At 70.3% G+C, this 19,081-nt stretch carries 11 protein-coding genes; 7 read left to right on the forward strand and 4 right to left on the reverse strand.

All coding sequences use genetic code 11. The annotated features are described in order from the left end of the window. Positions 1-251 precede the first annotated feature (251 nt). Both ACH413_RS30905 and eccE read right to left on the reverse strand, forming a co-directional pair. Positions 252-980 (reverse strand): hypothetical protein, encoded by a 729-nt coding sequence (locus ACH413_RS30905; RefSeq protein WP_360048345.1) that lies wholly within the window; start codon positions 978-980, stop codon positions 252-254. After that, positions 977-2,299 carry a type VII secretion protein EccE gene (eccE, locus tag ACH413_RS30910; RefSeq protein ID WP_396425388.1) on the reverse strand — a complete coding sequence of 441 codons (1,323 nt, stop codon included), beginning with the start codon at positions 2,297-2,299 and terminating at the stop codon, positions 977-979. Before eccE ends, ACH413_RS30905 begins: the two co-directional genes overlap by 4 nt. Before the next feature lie 159 nt (positions 2,300-2,458). Here eccE and eccB point away from each other — a divergent pair, with 159 nt between their 5' ends. From eccB to ACH413_RS30925, 3 genes are all read left to right on the forward strand, one after another. Then, positions 2,459-4,075: a type VII secretion protein EccB gene (eccB, locus tag ACH413_RS30915; RefSeq protein WP_360048343.1), complete on the forward strand. Its 1,617-nt coding sequence runs from the start codon at positions 2,459-2,461 to the stop codon at positions 4,073-4,075. Positions 4,076-4,147: 72 nt separating this feature from the next. Further along, a complete protein-coding gene (locus ACH413_RS30920) occupies positions 4,148-4,465 on the forward strand; it encodes a hypothetical protein (protein WP_360048341.1) in 318 nt (105 codons plus the stop codon). An 8-nt stretch (positions 4,466-4,473) separates the two neighbouring features. Continuing rightward, positions 4,474-5,547 (forward strand): hypothetical protein, encoded by a 1,074-nt coding sequence (locus tag ACH413_RS30925; RefSeq protein WP_360048339.1) that lies wholly within the window; start codon positions 4,474-4,476, stop codon positions 5,545-5,547. A gap of 72 nt (positions 5,548-5,619) precedes the next feature. On the opposite strand, the gene mycP is transcribed toward ACH413_RS30925, so the two are convergent. Beyond that, complete coding sequence (mycP, locus tag ACH413_RS30930; RefSeq protein WP_360048337.1) at positions 5,620-7,032, reverse strand: type VII secretion-associated serine protease mycosin; 1,413 nt, start codon at positions 7,030-7,032, stop codon at positions 5,620-5,622. Further along, positions 7,029-8,432 (reverse strand): type VII secretion integral membrane protein EccD, encoded by a 1,404-nt coding sequence (eccD, locus tag ACH413_RS30935; RefSeq protein ID WP_360048335.1) that lies wholly within the window; start codon positions 8,430-8,432, stop codon positions 7,029-7,031. The genes mycP and eccD overlap by 4 nt, the downstream gene beginning before the upstream one ends. A 229-nt stretch (positions 8,433-8,661) precedes the next feature. On the opposite strand from eccD, the gene eccCa reads away from it, so the two are divergent. The 4 genes from eccCa to ACH413_RS30955 all read left to right on the forward strand — a co-directional run bounded on the left by eccCa (position 8,662) and on the right by ACH413_RS30955 (position 19,070). Continuing rightward, positions 8,662-12,690, forward strand: coding sequence for a type VII secretion protein EccCa (gene eccCa, locus ACH413_RS30940; RefSeq protein ID WP_360048334.1), 4,029 nt, complete (start codon positions 8,662-8,664; stop codon positions 12,688-12,690). 477 nt (positions 12,691-13,167) lie between these two features. Then, positions 13,168-15,873, forward strand: a complete 2,706-nt coding sequence (locus ACH413_RS30945; RefSeq protein ID WP_360048333.1) for a BTAD domain-containing putative transcriptional regulator — start codon at positions 13,168-13,170, stop codon at positions 15,871-15,873. A gap of 241 nt (positions 15,874-16,114) precedes the next feature. Next, positions 16,115-16,252 (forward strand): hypothetical protein, encoded by a 138-nt coding sequence (locus tag ACH413_RS30950; RefSeq protein ID WP_360048332.1) that lies wholly within the window; start codon positions 16,115-16,117, stop codon positions 16,250-16,252. Between the two features lie 112 nt (positions 16,253-16,364). Next, positions 16,365-19,070, forward strand: a complete 2,706-nt coding sequence (locus ACH413_RS30955) for a BTAD domain-containing putative transcriptional regulator (RefSeq protein WP_360048330.1) — start codon at positions 16,365-16,367, stop codon at positions 19,068-19,070. The last annotated feature ends 11 nt before the right edge of the window (positions 19,071-19,081 follow it).

Consider the following 19,081-nt stretch of genomic DNA (forward strand, 5'->3'; position numbering starts at 1 on the left):
GCAAGCTCCCTCGTCGCAGGGTTGTGCAGGTGAGAGTTTTCTTAGTGGCGCGGACTGATTTCGCACAAGAAGGTCCACGAAATTGCCTTCGAATGGCGAATCAACAGATTTGCTCAGTGATGTGAATTAGTTGGTGCAGCTGATCTCTTTACAAAACAATTGCGCCCCGAACGGTTGTCCGTTCGGGGCGCAAGTTTCGCCTATATTGCCGAGCGTCTCAATCCGCCTGGAGCAGGCGATCGAGTGCTCTCTCAATCGCCTCGGCGCACTGCTCCGAGGATCTGCTGTTCGGCCGGGGTCGTGTAGAGGCGCAGGTGCGCCCACATGTCCTGACCCATCGCGATGACCTGGTCGTCCTTGAGCTGGGTCAGCTGCTGGAACATCTGCGGGCGCAGGCGCCACATCTGGCCGGCGAGCTGGGCCTGGCCCATCGGGAGGCGCTGCAGCAGCACGAGGTCCGCGTTGTTCGCCGTGGACGACGCCTGCGGGTGCAGGTACGGCAGCACGTACATCGTGGTCTGCCACGCCGCGCGCGGCGGGAACAGCTCCTGCGGGACGTGGCCGCCGTCGTGGATCACGAGCAGCGGCATGTCCTCGGTCGGGCGCGGGAGGTCCGCCGGGGACAGTCGGCGCAGCTGCACCAACTGAGACGGACGGCCGTCCGGGCCCTGGCCCGCGGCGCGCACGACCGGCTGCCACGCCTGCGGGCGGCCCGTCGCGATGATGATCCACGCTCCGGTCGCCATGGCGCGCAACGCGATCTGGCGGGCCAGGTACAGGCCGCCGACGACCACCATGCGGGTCGGCGTCGGGCGCAGGACGGACACGCTGAGCGGCTCGCCCTGCGTGCCCTGGCCGAGCATCATGCCGCCGCGGTCGCCGCTGGGGCTGACCAGGTCGAGCATGTTCGGCGACACCAGGAACTCCGGTGCCACCGCGCCTCGGCCGCGCGTGTCGAGCAGACGGGACGACGAGCTCATGCCACACCTCCCAGCGGCAGCGTCGCGGCGAGACCCGCGAGCTGCATGCCCCGCAACGGGGTCAGCGTGATGTCGAGCTTGTCACCCAGCTTCGAGAGCTGGTCCTCGGCCCGGTCCAACTCGCTCGGCGTGCGGGCCGAGACCCGCACCAGGCCGCGCAGCGAGACCTGACCGTCCTCACGGGACGGTGAGATGGACATCGCGAGCGTCGACGAGAGAGCGCGCACACCGGTCAGCGAGTTCAGGTTGCCCTTGAGGCCCTTCGACGGCCAGCCGGTGATCGCGTAGCTCGCGTGACCGACGCCACCCGCGGTGACGCCCTTCCACTTCTCCCGCAGCGACACCGGGTTCGTGTTGCCGACGGCCGCGGTCAGCTCGGCCGACGAGATCGCCGCGCGCAGCAGTTCGTCCGAGTCGAGCGGGCGGATCGTCACACCGGCGGACTCCAGCGCGTTGCGGACGCGGGACAACGCGCCGATCAACGCGCGGTGCGCGCCGACGACGCCGCCGCCGCGCTCCCGGATCGCCTCGCCGCAGCGGCGCGGGTCCAGCCGGACCGTGATCCACGTGGTGCGCCTGGCCGCCGCGGGCAGCGGGCCGAGCACCTCCATGTACGAGCTGATGGCCGGCGAGTTCGGCGGAAGTGCCGCGCTGCCGGGGTAGCAGTGCCAGATCACCGTGATCGCGTCGAGCACGACACCGCGGTCCTCCAGGCACGGTGTGAGCGCTCCCAGGGGCAGTGACGGCGCCGAGCCGACCGCGGAGATCAGCGGCGGCGTCGGGTCGACCAGCAGCACCGCGGTCCACACGCCGTCGTGCCACGACAGCGCGAGCGGACGGCGTTCGTGGTCGACGCCCTTCGCGATCACCAGATCCGGGATCGCGAGGCGCAGCAACGCGACGCGCGGGTCCTCCGGGCCGAGCACCTGCAGCTCGTCGTCACCGAGCTTGGACTCCGTCGGCTCCTGACGCTTCGCGGTGCGGCTGTGCGACCGGAAGTTGTAGCGCAGCCGGACACCGATCCACTGGGTGAGCCAGCGGCCACGCGATCGGGTGAACGCGAGGATCAGTGCGACGAGGAGCACACCGCCGGCGATCGAGACGGAGACGACGTTCAGCGCGCCGCCGGCCTCCTTCACGCCCATGATCGTGAGCACGAGGAGGGCGATGGCGAGACCGACCTCGATCGTGACTACGTTCGAGACGGGCAACGAGCCGAGGCTCACGCCTGCGGCTCTGCGACGGACACGCCCGACCGGACGCGGAGGCGCGGGTGCCTGCTGGCCAGGACCCGCGGGTCCCTGCGGCGGCCGTGCCATCCCTGGGTTGGGCCGGGGCGGATGTGGAGTGGTCACGGACATCCGTTGTGGTCTCTTTCCCCTCGATGGTCGGTGGGCTTGGCGAACCGGCCCACGGAGCAACCTGCGTCCGGCTATCCTGCCGAACCGTACCGCGACTGGGAGAGCAGCGAGCCGAGAATGGCATCAACACCCACCACCAAGTCACAGGTCCAGGCCTACCAATTCGTCCTGCGGCGGATGCAGTCAGCGCTTGTCCGCAGAGACGCTGTGATGCTGCACGACCCCATGCGCAACCACTCGCGCGCGACAGCGGTGGGTGTGGTGCTGGGCGTAGTCGGTCTGATCGGCTTCCTCGTGGTCGGTCTTTTCAGCCCTGCACCGCGGCTGGACGACCAGACGCAGATCGCCATCAGCAAGGAGACCGGCCAGGTCTACGTCGTCGACAGCGCGCCGCGGCGGCTGATCCCGATGACGAACCTCGCGTCGGCCCGGCTGCTCTGGTACTCGCGCAACAACCCGGACGCGCAGCAGGGTCAGGGCGGCGGCGACGCACCGGCCGGCACCGCGGGCGCTCCTCAGGAGGCGGCCGGCGGCACCCCGAAGCTCGTGAGCGAGTCGGCGCTGGCGAGCCTCCCGCGCGGCAGGCTCACCGGTCTGCCGGACGCGCCGGACGTGCTGCCGAAGCAGAACCTGCGGATCGACGCGCAGTGGTCCGTCTGCGACACCCTGAACCTGGACGAGTTCCGCGAGAACCAGGCGGCGGAGAACCAGATCAAGACCTCGGTGATCGCGGGCGTCAGCGAGGGCAACTCCCAGCTGGGCGAGGAGGCCGTGCTGGTGCAGCAGCGCACCGGCGCCAAGAAGGCCTACCTGATCTACAAGAAGCCCGACAGCCGCACCGACATCTCGTCGTCGACGGTCCGCGCCGAGGTGGACCTCAAGAACGACAAGGTGGTCAACGCCCTGAAGCTCGGCGGCAAGCAGGCGCGGTCGATCAGCACGGCGCTGCTCACCACGATCCCCGAGGTCGCCCCGCTGGCCGCGCCGATCATTCCGAACCAGGGCAAGCAGGCCACCTACGTCACCGAGACCAACGTCAAGATCGGTGAGGTCGTCCAGGTCGAGCGGCAGAACGGCTTCGAGTCCATGGTGGCGCTCGAGGACGGCTTCCAGACCGTCGACGAGACCGTCGGCGACCTGCTGCGCTGGGCGTACTCGAACAACAACAAGTCGGTCCGGCTCTCGCCGAGCGCGATCGCGAACCACAAGGACCCGAAGAACCCGCTGAAGCTCGACTCCTTCCCGAAGCAGATCCCCGGCACGCTCGAGGCGAACGCCGGCAACACCGTGCTGTGCCTGGGCTGGAAGGCCGACAACTACACCGAGCAGACCAAGGCCGAGCACACCACGGTCACGATCGGCTCGAAGCTGCCCGGCCCCAAGGACATGGCCCCGGTCGAGCTGAACGCGCCGGGTGCGGCCGGCGAGATCATCGACCAGTTCCTGATGCTGCCGGGCAAGGCCGCGGTCGTGCGGGCGAGCCAGGGCAAGGGCGACTTCGGCACCGGACCGGTGCAGGTCGTCACGGGTCGCGGCGTGCGCTACGGCGTGCCGGACGGCGGCACCGCGTCGGCGCTGGGTCTCGACGGGACGTTCCCGCCGGCACCGAACCAGATCCTGAGCCTGTTGCCGATGGGACCGCAGCTCAACAAGAACGAGGCCAACCGCAGCTACGACTCGATCCCGGCGCCCAAGGGCACCTTCAAGGATCCGCAGGCGGCCGTTCAGAAGTAGCGGAACCGCTCCGGGTGCATCACCGTCAAATGCGACGAAATGCACCCGGAGTTTTCGTAGGGGGACAGAGTCGTGGCCGGTCGGATCAGCGTCGATGCGGAGTGGCTGGAGAAGTACGCCGACCGCATCGACGGGACGACGGACGATCTGAGGCGGGTGCGGGACGCCATGAAGGTGTCCCCGTTGCGCCCCCAGTCGTTCGGCGAGATCGGCAGAACCGTCGGTACCGCCCAGGGTTACGCGCGTGCGGCCGAACTGCTCAACTCGCAGCTCGGCCGCGCCTGTGAGGCGCTCGACGCGGCCTCCAAGGGCCTGCACGCCGTCGCCCGGCAGCACGGGCAGGGCGACGAGGAAAGTCTGCAGGCCATCAAGAAGGCCGACCGGCGGTAGGGGGAGCTGTGGCCAAGGACGGCAGGCAGATCGCGGCCGAGGTGGGTCCCGAGCTCGACTACCTCTCGCGGCTGAGCCGCAAGCTCGGTGTCGTGGACCTCGTGCACGACTTCTTCGACCCGCTGGTGGGCGACTGGAACGACCTGCGCGAGGAAGCCGAGCGCTGGCGCAAGGCCGCGAAGGTGACCGAGGCGGTCAACAAGCACGTCTCCGGGCCGCTGGGCGGGGTCGACGCGCGGTGGGAGGGCAAGGATGCCGACGCGTTCCTCGACCACATGCGCAAGGTGGGCCTCGCGGGCGGTGACCTGTCCGACGCGATGAACGCGATGGCGGACGCGCTGGAGGAGACCGCGGACGGCGTGCGTGTCATCGTGCAGGACATGGCGCACGTGCTCGCCGACGCCGCCGACTCGGTGTCCGGCACGGCCTCGTTGCCGATGGAGGGCGACCAGCGCGCGATCAAGCACATCGAGGAGCTCAAGCACCCGGTCCGCGAGCTGCACGAGTCCGCGCGGCAGGTGCTGGAGGCGTTTCTCAAGCTGTGCGACGGGGTGTCCGGTGAGGCCGGCGGCTTCGAGGCCGTGCGGATGGAACACAAGTACCCCGAGCAGAACTGGACCTACACGGCGCCGGCCAAGTCCGAGACGAAGACGCCCGAACCGGCGAAGGCCTCGGCCACGGCCGCCGCGGGCAGCGCTGCGTCAGGTGGTGCCGCGCCCGGCGGCAGCCCTGTCGGTGGCGGTGTGGGCGCCGGTGGAGTCGGCTCGGTCGGCGCTCCTGCCGCCGCGGCCCAGCAGCCGATGCAGTTCGGAGGCGCCACAGGCGTCGCTGAGCAGGTTCCGCTGGCCGACAGGGGTGCTGGGGTCGGGCAGGCCGCAGCGGCCGCTGGTGGCCGTCCTGGGGCCTCTTCCGGCGGCATGATGGGCGGCGGCATGGCACCGATGATGGGTGGCATGGGCGGTGGCGGGCAGCAGGGCGGCGACAAGGAGCACAAGCCGAAGCAGCGGCTCTCCGGCTCGATCGACGATCTGCTCGGCAAACCCAAGAAGGCCGCGCCGAAGACGATCGGTGACGACGACTGAAAGTCTTCCCCGACAACGAGAAGGGCCCCGCCGGTGAATTCCGGCGGGGCCCTTCTCGTCATGTCTCGAACGCTACGCGGTGCTTCTGCGCTTGCGGTTGAGCGAGTTGCGGACGAACAACGTCAGCGCCAGCAGGATGCCACCGGCACCGATGCCGCTGAGCGCCACGATGATCGGCGGCCAGTCGAGCCCCTGCGGCGGAGTGACGCTGGTGGTCAGCTCCTTCGGTTCCTGCGCCTTGAAACCGGCCGCCTCGGCGGGCAGCACCGCGGTCAGCGCGGCCACCGGGTTGATCATGCCGAAGCCGGCCTTGTTGTCCTTGCCGGTCACCCCGCCGGGGTGCAGCGCCGTGGCCTTGAGGCGCTCCATCACCTGGCGCGCCTTGAGGTTCGGGAACCGCTCGCGCACCAGCGCCGTGATCCCCGCGACGTACGGGGACGCGAAGCTCGTGCCCTTGATGTCCTGCACGCCCTGCGCGGTGACGTTCGCGTTCGTCAGGCCGGTGCCCTTGGGGTCGACGGAGATGATCTCCTCACCCGGCGCGGCGATGCTGACCCACGGGCCCCAGACGCTGAACGACGAGACGTCGCCGGAACGCGCGATCGAGCCCACGGACAGCACGTCGTTGGCGAACCACGCCGGCGACGACACCGAGTTGACGTTGGCCTGGTCCAGGTTGTTGTTCTGGGCGGCGCAGCCGGTGCCCTGGTCGCTCAGGTTGCCGGCCGCCGTGACGATCACCACGTCCTTGACGTCCACGGCGTACCGGATCGCGGCCTGCAGCTTCCTGTCGTCATCGCTGAAGAGCTTGGGAGAGCTGCAGTTCGTCAGCGAGATGTTGATGACCTTGGCGTCCTGGTTCGCCGCGCGCACGATCGCCTGCGCCAGCGTGCCGACCTTGCCGGCCGACGCGCGCTTCTCGTTGTTCGCGTCGCCCTTGAACTCGAAGCGGTCACTGGTCTGGCGGATCGCCAGGATCGTCGCCTCCGGTGCGGCGCCGACGAAGTCGCCCTCGGTCTTGGCCGCGGCGGCGACGCCGGCGACCTCGGTGCCGTGGCCGTCGCAGTCGTCCGTGCCGTTGGCGTTGCCGAAGACGTACTCGCCGCCGCCCTGGACCCTGCCGCCGAAGCGGGGGTTGCGCGGGTCGACACCGGTGTCGATGATCGCGATCTTGATGCCCTTGCCCTTGGCGAACCGGTGCGCCTGCTCCAGGTTCAGGTAGACCTGGCCCCAGGGCATGTACTCGATCAGTTCGCTCTTGGTGTCGGACTCCACGCACCCCTTGGAGGTGCGCTCGTACTTGACGTCCGGCTTGCCCTCGTCGTTGGGCGGCGGGGTGCCGGCCGGCAGGTCCGGCGGCACCGAGTTCGGCCGCGCGGTCGCCGGTGTGGACGACGGCTGAGCGGAGGCCTGTGGCAGCGCCCCCGTCAGCAGAAGCAGTCCGGCGGTCGCTGCCGCCGTGGTGCGCCTGATGCCGGCCCTCATAGCGTGATCAGACCTCGGAACACCTGGTACATGTCCATGACCGCCAGCGCCAGCGGCAGCACGGAGGCGATCAGGATCGCCTCGATGATGTCGACGGTGCGGCGCAACGGCGGCGAGAACTTCTGGCCGGGGAAGATCACACCGAGCACCAGCGCGAGCGCGCCCAGCACCAGCAGCGCGCCGAAGACGAACGCGATGCGGTTGAACGAGGTCGACGAGATCAGCCAGCCGATCAGGATGCCTGCGCTGGCGAACATGCCGGTCGACAGCAGTGCGACGGCCTGCGCGCCGTTGGCGTACGCCCGGCCGCGCATCATCAGCACGATCGCGACGACCACGCCGTAGATCGGGCCCCAGACCGTGTCGGCGGACGCGGCGACGATGGCGGCCAGTGCCGCGACCACGCCGGTGCCGATGATCATGCCCGTCAGGTACTCGTGCGCGACGGCCGTGCGACGCTCGATGACCGCGTACTCCGGGAAGCCGCTGTCCTCCTTGAGGTCCTCGGCGTTCGTCGGCACGACGGGCGGCGGGATCTTGGCCAGCCGCAGCGTGAGACCCGGCAGCATCGACAGCGCGGCGAGCGCCACGGCACCGGTCGCGGCGGCCACACCGGACAGCGGGTGCTCGACGAACGTCGAGACGAGGAACGCCAGCGCCACGAGCGTGCCGCCGGTCGACGCGGCGATGAACACCGTGATGCCCTGCCCGATCAGCAGGATCCCGCCCCACGCGAAGATCATCATCAGCGCGGAGGCGAGCAGCATCTTCGGGCTGAAACCCACACCGGGCACGGCGTGGAAGCCCGCGACGAACGCGAGCGGCAGCGAACCGCACGCGGCGATCAGCACACCGGTCGACGCCGAGCTGTAGGCCCGCGCGATGGTCGCGCCCGCCGCCAGCATGGCGATCGCGCCGACACCACCGGCGATGGCGGCCGCGAGCCCGCTGCCGGAACCGGCCTGCGTGACCGGACCGGACAGGAACAACGCCACCGCGGACGCGATCAGCGCGAGCGCGCCGGCCAGGTGACCGAACCGCTGCGCGGTCTCCTTGGTCCACGGCCGGAACGAGTCCGGATCGGACTCCGCGATCGCGTCGACGACGTCGTCGTACAACGGCGGCGGCGGATTCTCGTTGCGGCGCCGCAACTGCAGCAGCTCACCGTCGACGACGCCCAGCGATGCCAGCGTGCGAGCCGGGTCCAGCGGGTTGTCGCCGAGCTTGGCGAGGCACCAGCCACCGTGCCGGACGCCACCGTCCGGAGTGGCCTCTCTCGCCATGTCCAGCAGCATCGGCAGGAGATCGGCCACCGCCACATCGGCAGGCAGCGCGACGTCGATACGCGTCCGAGGTGCCACCACCGTGACACGGCTGAACACCGTCGTACCGGTCGCCACCAGGGCCCCCTAAGTCAGATCAGCCTTGCAAACAATGTGCCCGACCTTATTGGTCCACTCGGACGGTTGCCGGGCGGCCCTAGTATGGCCGCACCGACGTCTCTTGCACGTGTCGTTTGCAGAACACGTTCGACTGGGTTTTTTCCCGACCCACCTTCGTGACGCGCGCGGATGCGCAATAGTGTCGGTTGCTACTGGTGGCGTAACGAGTCGAAGAGGTGCCTGTCAGTTGAGCACGCTGCAGTTCAAGCGAACGGCACGCCTTGCTGCTCCCCGGCCTCCTGGCGGTGAGGTACACCTCGAACCGCCACCCGAGGTCCCCCGGATCATCCCCGGCAACATCATGATGAAGGCGATGCCCGTCGTCATGATCGTCGCGTCCATGGGCATGATGGGCATGATGCTCGTGTTCATGCCGCGGCAGCCCGCGGCGATGATCATGCCCGGCATGATGATGATCTCGACCATCGGCATGATGGCGAGCGGCATGGGCTCGGGCAAGGGCCAGAAGAAAGCCGAGATGAACGAGGACCGCAAGGACTACCTGCGGTACCTCGGCCAGATGCGCGACCGCGCCCGCGAGGCCGCCGACGAGCAGCGCGCCGAACGCGAGTGGGTGCACCCGGACCCGCAGATGCTGTGGTCGCTCGCCACCACCCGCCGCATGTGGGAACGCCGCCAGAACGACCCGGACTTCTGCCACCTGCGCGCGGGACGGGGCTCGCAGCGCCTCGCCACCCGCCTGGTGCCGCCGCAGACCGGTCCCGTCGAGGAGCTCGAACCGATCGCGACGCTGGCGCTGCGCCGTTTCGTGCGCGCCCACTCGCTCGTGCCCGACCTCCCGATCTCCATCGCACTGCGCGGGTTCGCCGCGGTCGGCCTGCTCGGCGAGATCGAGGACCGCCGCGACCTCGCGCGCGCCCTCCTCGCCCAGCTCGTCACCTTCCACGCCCCGGACGACCTGCTGATCGCGGTCGTCAGCGCGGGCCGCACCAAGCAGCTGTGGGAGTGGGTGAAGTGGCTGCCGCACGCGCAGCACCCCACCGACATCGACGGCATCGGCCAGCGCCGCATGATGGCGAACTCGCTCGCCGAGATCGAGGCGATGCTGGACGAGAACCTGCGCGACCGCCAGCGGTTCACCCGCAACGCCCCGCCGCCGCCCGACCAGCCGCACATCGTGATCGTCATCGACGACGGCGACATCAGCCGCGAAGAGATGATCATCCTCGAAGAGGGTCTGGTCGGCGTCACGCTGCTGGACCTCAACGAGTGCCTCGGCAACCTGACGGCCCGGCGCGGCCTGCGCCTGGTCGTCGAGAACAACCAGCTGGGCGCCCGTTCCGCGAGCGGTGTCGAGTGGTTCGGCGCGCCGGACCGGCTGACCGTCGTGGAGTCCGAGGCGCTGGCCCGCAGGCTGTCGCCCTACCGCATGGGCGCCGCCGGTGAGGCCGGTGGCGACTCGGGCGAGGACCCGTTGGCGATGACCAACAACCCGCCGCTGCTCGAGTTCATGGGCATCCCCGGCGACCCGATCACGTTCGACGTGCAGCAGGCGTGGCGGCCGCGGCCCAAGCGCGACCGCTACCGCATCCCGTTCGGCATCGGCGAGCACGGCCAGGCGGTCGAGCTCGACATCAAGGAAGCGGCCGAGGACGGCATGGGCCCGCACGGCCTGTGCATCGGCGCGACCGGTTCCGGCAAGTCGGAGTTCCTCCGCACCCTGGTGCTCGGCCTGCTGGCCTCGCACTCGTCGACGGCGCTCAACATGATCCTCGTCGACTTCAAGGGTGGTGCGACGTTCCTCGGTCTGGACAAGGCACCGCACGTCGCCGCGACGATCACCAACCTCGCCGGCGACCTGAGCCTGGTCGACCGCATGAAGGACGCCATCGAGGGCGAGGTGTCGCGTCGCCAGGAGGTGCTGGCGAAGGGCAACTACAAGAACGTCTGGGACTACGAGAAGGCCCGTGAGAACGGCGCCCAGCTCGACCCGCTGCCCGCGCTGTTCATCTGCATCGACGAGTTCTCCGAGATGCTGACGGCGAAGCCGGACTTCATCGACATCTTCCTGCAGATCGGTCGTGTCGGCCGGTCGCTGCAGATGCACATGCTCCTCGCGTCGCAGCGACTCGAGGAAGGCAAGCTGCGCGGTCTGGACACGTTCCTCTCGTACCGGATCGGTCTGAAGACGTTCAACGCGGCGGAGTCCCGTGCGGCGATCGGTGTGCCGGACGCGTACGAGCTCCCGCCGATCCCGGGTTCGGGTTACCTGAGCGTGCAGGGCATGCCGCTGACCAGGTTCAAGGCGCTCTACGTCTCGGGCACCTACCGTCCCGCCGGCATGCAGTCCGCCGGTGAGTCGGTGGCCGTGCGCAGTGACAAGCGCCCGCGCTTCTTCGTGCCGGACTTCATCGAGATCCCGAAGGAGCCCGAGCGCCCGATCGAGCCGGTCAAGGTCGAGGCCGCGCCGGTCAAGGAGGACGCGAACGAGCCGACCCAGCTCGAGCTCATCGTCGACCGCCTCGTCGGCCAGGGCCCGCCCGCGCACGAGGTGTGGCTGCCGCCGCTCAACGAGCCGCCGACGATGGACACGATGCTGCCGCCGCTCGACGTGACCCCCGACCGCGGTCTCACGTCGCCGGGCTACCCGGCCAACAGCACGCTGCAGGTCCCGCTGGGCGTGGTCGACAAGCCGTTCGAGCAGCGCCGCGACCTGCTGTGGGCGGACTTCTCCGGTGCGGCCGGTCACGGCGCGGTCGTCGGTGGCCCGCAGTCCGGCAAGTCGATGATGCTCAGGACGCTCGTCGCGTCGATGGCGCTCACCCACACGCCGGAGGAGGTGCAGTTCTACCTCATCGACCTCGGTGGTGGTTCGCTCGCCGCGATGGAGGACCTGCCCCACGTCGGTGGCTTCGCCGGTCGTCTCGACGTCGACAAGGTCCGCCGCATGGTGGCCGAGCTGCAGACCCTGATCGCGGAACGCGAACTCCGCTGGCGCGACCAGCGCATCGAGCTGGGCGAGTTCCGCAACCGCAAGCGTCGCGGTGAGATCAAGGACGACTCCTTCGGTGACGCGTTCCTGATCGTGGACGGCTGGATGAACTTCCGCCAGGAGTTCGAGATGGTCGAGCCGCAGATCCAGGCGCTCGCCGCGCAGGGTCTGTCCTACGGCGTGCACGTGATCGTCGGCGCGAGCCGGTGGGCGGAGATCCGGCCCGCCATGAAGGACCTCCTCGGCACGCGCTTCGAGCTGCGGCTCGGTGACCCGAGCGAGTCCGAGGTCGACCGCAAGGTGGCGGTCAACGTGCCGCCGGGCCGGCCCGGCCGCGGCATCACCGTCGACGGTGCCACGGGACGCAAGCTGCACTACCTCGTCGGCCTGCCCCGCATCGACACCTCGCAGGACGCGAGCACGGTGGTCTCCGGTGTCCAGGACCTCAGCCACAAGCTGAACCAGGCCTGGCAGGGCCCGCGCGCCCCGCAGGTCCGGATGCTGCCCGACCTGCTCGACCACGCGCAGTTCATGGCGCACGTCCAGCAGATCCTCCCCAACCGAGGCCACCTGGTCCCGGTCGGTGTCAACGAGGACGAGCTCGCGCCGGTCTACCTGGACTTCGACGCGGACCCGCACTTCCTCGCGCTGGCCGACGGCGAGTCCGGCAAGACGAACATCCTGCGCACGATCGTCCGCGGCATCATGCAGAGCTACACCTCGTCCGAGGCGTTGATCCTGCTCGCGGACTACCGCCGCACGATGCTCGGTTTCATCGACACCGACCACCTGCTCAGCTACGCGGTGTCGGGCACGCAGTTCACCCAGAACGTCCAGGAGGTGCGCGGCTCGCTCGCGAACCGCATGCCCGGCCCGGACGTGACGCAGGAGCAGCTCAAGAACCGCTCCTGGTGGAAGGGCCCGGAGGTCTTCGTCGTCGTCGACGACTACGACCTGGTCGCTCCGCAGGGTGCCGCGAACCCGATGCAGCCGCTGGCCGAGTTCATCCCGCAGGCGAAGGACGTCGGTCTGCACGTCGTCGTCGTCCGCCGCATGGGTGGAGCGTCCCGCGCGATGTACGACCCGATCATCGGCAAGCTGAAGGAGATCTCGGCGCCGATCTTCGTCGGTTCCGGTTCGAAGGAGGAGGGCAACATCATCGGCAACCTGAAGCCGTCGCCGCAGCCTCCCGGCCGGGGCACGATGGTGACCCGCAAGCACGGTCAGCAGCGCATCCAGTTCGCCTGGCTCCCGTCGGACTAGGAACAGTTGCACGGAAAGGGCCCGCGGCATCAGCCGCGGGCCCTTTCCGGTTCGCAGGCTCGGAACCTGGTGCGCCCAAGAGGGAGGGAGGCGGCACCGGGTCCGTCGAGTCACCCCCAGTGCTGACTCTTCCGAACCGGCTGGGCAGGACTCTGCGGGACACCGCTCACGCGCCGCCGGCATCTCGATGACACCGGTTTCCGGTGCAATAAAAAGGCCCGCAGCCGAAGCCGCGGGCCTTCACCGAACAGCAGGGGACTGTCCGGTTCCCCCCATGACCGGATTTCCTCCCGGACCGCACCACTGGGGAGGGGCGGCCCGGAGGGAGCGCGGCGATCGTGACAGCCCCCCAAGACTTCGCTGTCACTCTCATCGCTCCGGCTGATGACTACTTTGCCCGGCTGTGCTCACACTTCGGTCACACCCAGTTCTCGCCCCTACACTCGGCGCTCGGCCACCGAGCGGGAGAGGGGCGACGTGCGAGTCGAGTACCACGTGCTGGGGCCGCTCGAGGTCCTGCTCGACGGTGCCCCGGTCACCGTTCCGGCCGGCCGGTGCCGGGTTCTGCTCGGCACACTTCTCCTGCGCGCCAACGAGTTCGTCTCCGTGGACGAGATCGTCGAGCGGCTGTGGGACGGGGCGCCGCCCAGCGCGGACCGCGCGGGCAAGACGGTGCACATGGTCGTGACCCGGTTGCGGCAGGCGCTCGGCGCGGCCAACTGCGTGCGGACGGGTGCGGGCGGTTACGCGGCCGTGGTCGGGCAGGAGCAGCTCGACCTGCTCATGTTCCGCGCCCACCTGAGGGCCGGTGAGCACGCCGAGGCGACGGCGTTGTGGCGCGGGCCGGTGCTGGCGAACGTCCCGGCGGAGTCGCTGCACCGCGATCTCGTGCCGGCGCTGGTCGAGGAATGGCTGGCAGCGCTGGAGAAGCGGATCGACGACGACCTGGAGCGGGGTGTCGCGGCCGAACTGGTGCCGGAGCTCAAAACGCTCACCCACCAGCACCCGGTGCGGGAGGTGTTCTGGGCGCAGCTGATGCTCGCCCTGCACCGCGGCGGACAGCAGGCGGACGCGCTCGCGACCTACCAGGAGGTCGCGGTCGTGCTGGGCGAGCAACTGGGCGTCACGCCGGGACCGCGGCTGCGGGAGGCGCAGCAGCAGGTGCTGGCGGGGGAGGTCCCCGCGACGGCGGTGCTCGTTCCGTCGCACCACCACGTTCCCCGGCAGCTGCCGACCGCGTTGCCGCACTTCGTGGGCAGGGAGCGGGAACTCGACCGGCTCGACGCCGTGCTCGCGCCCGGGCAGCTGGTGATCAACGGAAGCGGTGGCATCGGCAAGACGTCGCTCGCGGTGCAGTGGGCGCACCGGATCGCCGGCCGGTTCCCGGACGGGCAGCTCTACAGCGACCTGCGCGGGTTCGATCCGACCGGATCCCCGGTGAACCCGATCAGCACGGCCCGCGACTTCCTGCTGGCGCTCGGCGTGCCCGCGGACGAGGTCCCGGCCGGTACCGAGGCGATGCTGGAGAGCTACCGGACGCTGCTGTCGCGGCGGCGGGTGCTGGTGCTGCTCGACAACGTCCGGGACGTGGCGCAGGTGCGGCCGCTGCTGCCGGGCGGGTCGCAAAGCCTGGCCGTGATCACGTCCCGCAACCGCTTGCGCGGCCTGGTCACGCAGGACCGGACGTTCCAGCTCGACGTGCTGGGACCGGAGGAGTCGATGACGCTCTTCGGCGGCAGGGTCGGCGCGCACCGGGTCGCCGAGGAACCCGCGGCGGCCGCCAGGCTCGTCGAGCTGTGTGCGGGCCTGCCGCTGGCACTCGCCGTGGTGGCGGCACGGGCGATGCTCGACCAGCACCCGCTCGGCGTGCTCGTGGAGGAACTCGAACACGCTGCCCTGGACGCGTTGGACACCGACGATCCGCTGACCAGCGTGCGGGCGGTGTTCTCGTGGACGTTCGGATGGCTGAGCCCGGTGGCGGCGCGTCTGTTCGTGCTGCTGGGCCTGCACCCCGGCCCGGACGTGACCGAGCCCGCCGCGACCAGCCTCATGGCGCGGCCGTCGGCCGACGCGCTGGACGAGCTGGTCCGCTACAGCCTGATCAACAGCCAGAACGGCCGCTACCGGCTGCACGACCTGATGCGTTCGTACGCGGCGGAGGAGGCGGCTCTGTGCCTGACGCCTGCTGAGCGCGAGGCTGCCCAACGGCGGTTCTTCGACCACCTCATGCACTCCGCGCTGGCCGCCGCGGTGAGGTCGGACCCGTTGCGCCAGCCCATCACCACGCCGGACCCGGCTCCCGGCGCCGTCGTGCTGGCGTTCGAGGTGAGCACCGACGCCGACCGCTGGTACGCGGAGGAACGCGCGGTCTTCGGTCCCGCGGTCGTCGCGGCGGGCGAGGCGGGCTTCGACGGTCACGTGTGGCGCACGGTGTGGGCGATCCGGCACTTCCTGCTGGCCACCGGCCGGTGGCGCGAGGGCGAACGCCTGCAACGGCTGGCCGTGGCCGCCGCGCGCCGGGCAGGTGATCTCGAGGGGGAGTGCCGGGCCCGCCGCGGCCTGGTGTCCTGCCTGGTGCCGGGGCAGGAGTTCGACGAGGCCGAGCGCCAGCTCCGCGCGGCCGTCGCCCTGGACGAACGGCTGGGCGACCTCATCGGGTTGTCGAACGACCTGCGCGGCCTCGCCTACCTGCTGGCCAGGCAGGACAGGCACCGGCATGCGCTCGGCCCGTTGCTGCAGGCCCTGGACGTGGCGATGCGCAGCGGCGACCGCATCGAACTGGCGAGCGTCTCCGCGTCGCTGGCGTTCGTGCACCACGAGCTCGGCGACCACCACGAGGCGGCCGCGCACGCCGAACAGGCCCGGGACATGTACCTGGACCTGGTGCCGGACGAGCGGGACACCGTGGTGGCCTCGAACCGCGACACCCTCGGCAGCATCTACCGCGCGCTGGGCCGCTACGAGGAGGCGGAGGCGAACTACCTCAGGTCCGTCGAGCTGCAGGCGACGTTGTCGTACCGCCACTACCAGGCGGACACGCTCGTGCGGCTGGCCGACATGAAACGGGAGCTGGGCGAACTGGACGCGGCCCGCGGCTACTACCTCGCGGCGCTCGACGTCTACGACGACCTGGGCAACGCGCAGGCCGACGACGTGCGCGAACTGCTGGCCTCGTTGAACTGAGGCCGGCCCCTCCACGGTGAAGAGGGAGGTAACCGCGGAGAGGCCGGCCGCTCACAGAGTCGCTGATCGCGCTCACACTTCGGTCACGGGCGCGGCGGCCCGGGAACTGATGAGCGGTGCTGGTGGCCCCCCAGGTAACTCAGCCACCAGCACCGCTGAGAACTACTCTGCCCGGCCCCGCTCACACTTTGCTCACACCGCGATCACACGCCGCTAAACTGGCTGCGACCTGGGGGGACTTGTGCGAGCCGAGTACCGCGTGCGGCTGGATCGGCGTGACGAAGCACCCGAGACGTGGCAACGCGCGACAGGCATCTGGCGTGATCCCGGCGGCGAGCGGGCGGAGGGGCTCGCCGGGAGGCTCGCGGCACTGGAGTAGCCGGAGACGACTGCGACCCCCCAGGCGAAGCCACTTGTCGCTGTCGTCCCCGGCTGATGATGAGCTTGCCGACCGGCGCTCACACTTCGGTCACACCCCTCAAGAATCCACTGTGGACGAGCAGGTGAAGGAGCCCATGAACGTCGAGTACCGCGTCCTCGGGCCGTTGGAGGTGCTGTGCGACGGCGTGCGCGTGCAGGTTCCCGCCGGGCGCGGGCGCGTGCTGCTCGCCACGTTGCTGTTGCGGCCCAACCGGTTCGTGTCCGTCGACGAGCTGGTGGACCGGCTGTGGGACGGTGAGCCGCCCACGATCGATCGCGCGCACAAGACGTTGCAGATGGTCGTGCGGCGGCTGCGGATGGCGTTGGGGGACGCCAACTGCGTGCGCACGGCCACCGGTGGCTATCTGGCCGAGGTGGATCCGGACCGGCTCGACCTGACCCGGTTCCGCCGGTTCGCCGCCGAGGGCGAGTTCGCCGCCGCGCTCGCGCACTGGCGTGGTGAGGTGGCGTCCAACGTCGCGTCGACGCACCTGCATCGCGAGGACGTGCCGCCGCTCGTCGAGGAACGGCTCGTGGTGCACGGCCGGCGCGTCGAGGCCGATCTGGCACGCGGGCGCGGAGCCGCACTGGTGGACGAGCTGCGCGAACTGACCGGCGAGCATCCGTTGCGCGAAGGGTTCTGGGCGCAGCTGGTGCACGCGCTGCACCAGGCGGGACGGCCCCAGGAGGCGCTCGCCGCGTACGAGCAGATCCGCGACCACCTCGACGACGAACTGGGCGTCGAGCCCGGTCAGCCGTTGCGCGACCTGCACGCCCGGCTGCTCGACCCGGCCGCGCGGGCCGGTGTGCCGCGGCAGCTGCCCGTCGGGGCCGTGCACTTCGCCGGCCGCGACGCCGAGCTGGCCAGGCTGACCGAGGTCACCACGGGCGGGGCGGCGGTGGTGATCACCGCGATCGACGGCACCGCGGGGATCGGCAAGACGGCACTGGCCGTGCGGTGGGCGCACTCGGTCGCGGACCGCTTCCCGGACGGGCAGCTCTACGTCGATCTGCGCGGCTTCGAGCCGTCGGCCGATCCCGCCGACCCGGCCGAGGTGCTGGCGGCGTTCCTCGGCGCTTTCGGGGTGTCCGGCAGCCGGGTTCCGGTGGACCTGCCCGAACGGGCGGCGCTCTACCGCAGCGTCGTCGCCGATCGCCGCGTGCTCGTGCTGCTCGACAACGCCCGCGACGTCGAACAGGTCCGGCCGCTGCTGCCCGCCGGCCGCGGCTGCCTGGTCGTGATCACCAGCCGCAACCGGTTCACCGGACTCGTCGTCCGCGAGGGCGCGGTCCCGGTGACGCTCGACCTGCTCGGTGAGGACGACGCCGTCGCGCTGCTCACCGCCCGCCTCGGTGCCGGGCGCGTGGCCGCCGAACCGGACGCCGTCGCCGACCTGGTCGCGTTCTGCGGCGGCCTGCCGCTCGCCCTCGCCGTCTCCGCCTCCAGGGCGGCCGACGATCCCGGTCTCGGCCTGCGCGAACTCGTCGCCGAGCTCAGGGCCGCGGACGGCCTGATGACCCACGTCGAGGCGGTCTTCGCCACGTCCTGCGGCCGCCTGGACGACGACACGGCGAGGCTCTTCCGGTTGCTCGGCCTGACCACGGGCCCGGACATCTCGCTGGACGCGGCCACCGCACTCGACGGCCGCCGCCGCGGTGAGGTGCGCAGGTCGTTGCAGACGCTGGCGCGCATGCACCTCGTCATCGAACGCTCGCCGGGCCGGTACACGTCCCACGACCTGCTGCGCGCGTACGCGCGCTCGCTGCGGGAGACGGATCCGGCCGCCGAGCGGCTCACGGCCGTCCGCCGGCTGCTGGAGTTCTACCTGCACTCGGTGGACAGCGCCGACCGGCTGTTGCGCCACAGCCGGGTCGCCATCACGTTGTGCCCGCTCTCCGACGGCGTTCAGCCGGTGCTGTTCGAGGACTCGGCGGTCGCCGCCGCCTGGTGCGAGACCGAGCACGAGAACCTCCTCGCCGCCGTCGGGCTGGCCGGTGAGTGCGGCCTGCACCAGCACGCCTGGCAGCTCGCGACCGTCATGTTCGGCTATCTCTACTTGCGCGGGCGGCCGTCGGAACGGATCGCGCTGTACCGCGTCGCACTCGCGGCCGCCCGCGCGAGTGCCGACAGGTACGCCGAGGGCATCACCCTGCACTCGCTCGGCAACGCCTTCTCCGCCCTGGGAGCGTTCGCCGACGGCGCCGTCCACTACGCCGAGGCGCTGCGGGTGCGCGAGGAGATCGGCCACCTGCACGGCATCGCGGTCACCCTCGACCAGTGGGCCGTCAACCACGCGATGAGCGGCGACCTGGAGTCGGCGAAGGCCCTGCACGAACGAGCGATCGAGAAGCGCCAGGAACAGGGCTCGCCGTCCGGGCTGGCCATGGCGCTGAACAACTACTCGATGACGTTGGTGGGCCTCAAGGAGTTCGACGCCGCACTCACCGCGAACGACGAGGCGTACGCCGTCGTCACCCAGGAGGGCATGGCCGAACTCGCGGCCTCCACTTTGGACACTCGCGGTCTGCTGCACCTGGAACGCGGCCACCTCGCCGAGGCCGTCGCGACGTTCCAGCGGGTGCTCGCGCTGCCCGGCGACCAGCTGCCGGACGCCATCAAGAGCGTGACGCTCGAGAACCTCGCCGACGCACACGCCCGCGCCGGACGGGCGGAGGACGCCGTGGCCGCGTTGAAGGAGGCGTTGCTGCTGCGCGAGGACATGGGCAACGAGCAGGCGGCGGAGAAGCTGCGGGCTCGCGTCGCTGAACTCTCCTGATGCCTGATGAA

This window comes from Lentzea sp. NPDC020367 (genome assembly GCF_044387305.1).
Taxonomy (GTDB): Bacteria; Actinomycetota; Actinomycetes; order Mycobacteriales; family Pseudonocardiaceae; genus Lentzea.

What these genes read in the sequence shown, in the direction of transcription:
- ACH413_RS30905 (WP_360048345.1), bottom strand. Translation starts at nt 980, where the DNA reads ATGAGCTCGTCGTCCCGTCTGCTCGACACGCGCGGCCGAGGCGCGGTG.
- eccE (WP_396425388.1), bottom strand. Translation starts at nt 2,299, where the DNA reads ATGGCACGGCCGCCGCAGGGACCCGCGGGTCCTGGCCAGCAGGCACCC.
- eccB (WP_360048343.1), top strand. Translation starts at nt 2,459, where the DNA reads ATGGCATCAACACCCACCACCAAGTCACAGGTCCAGGCCTACCAATTC.
- mycP (WP_360048337.1), bottom strand. Translation starts at nt 7,032, where the DNA reads ATGAGGGCCGGCATCAGGCGCACCACGGCGGCAGCGACCGCCGGACTG.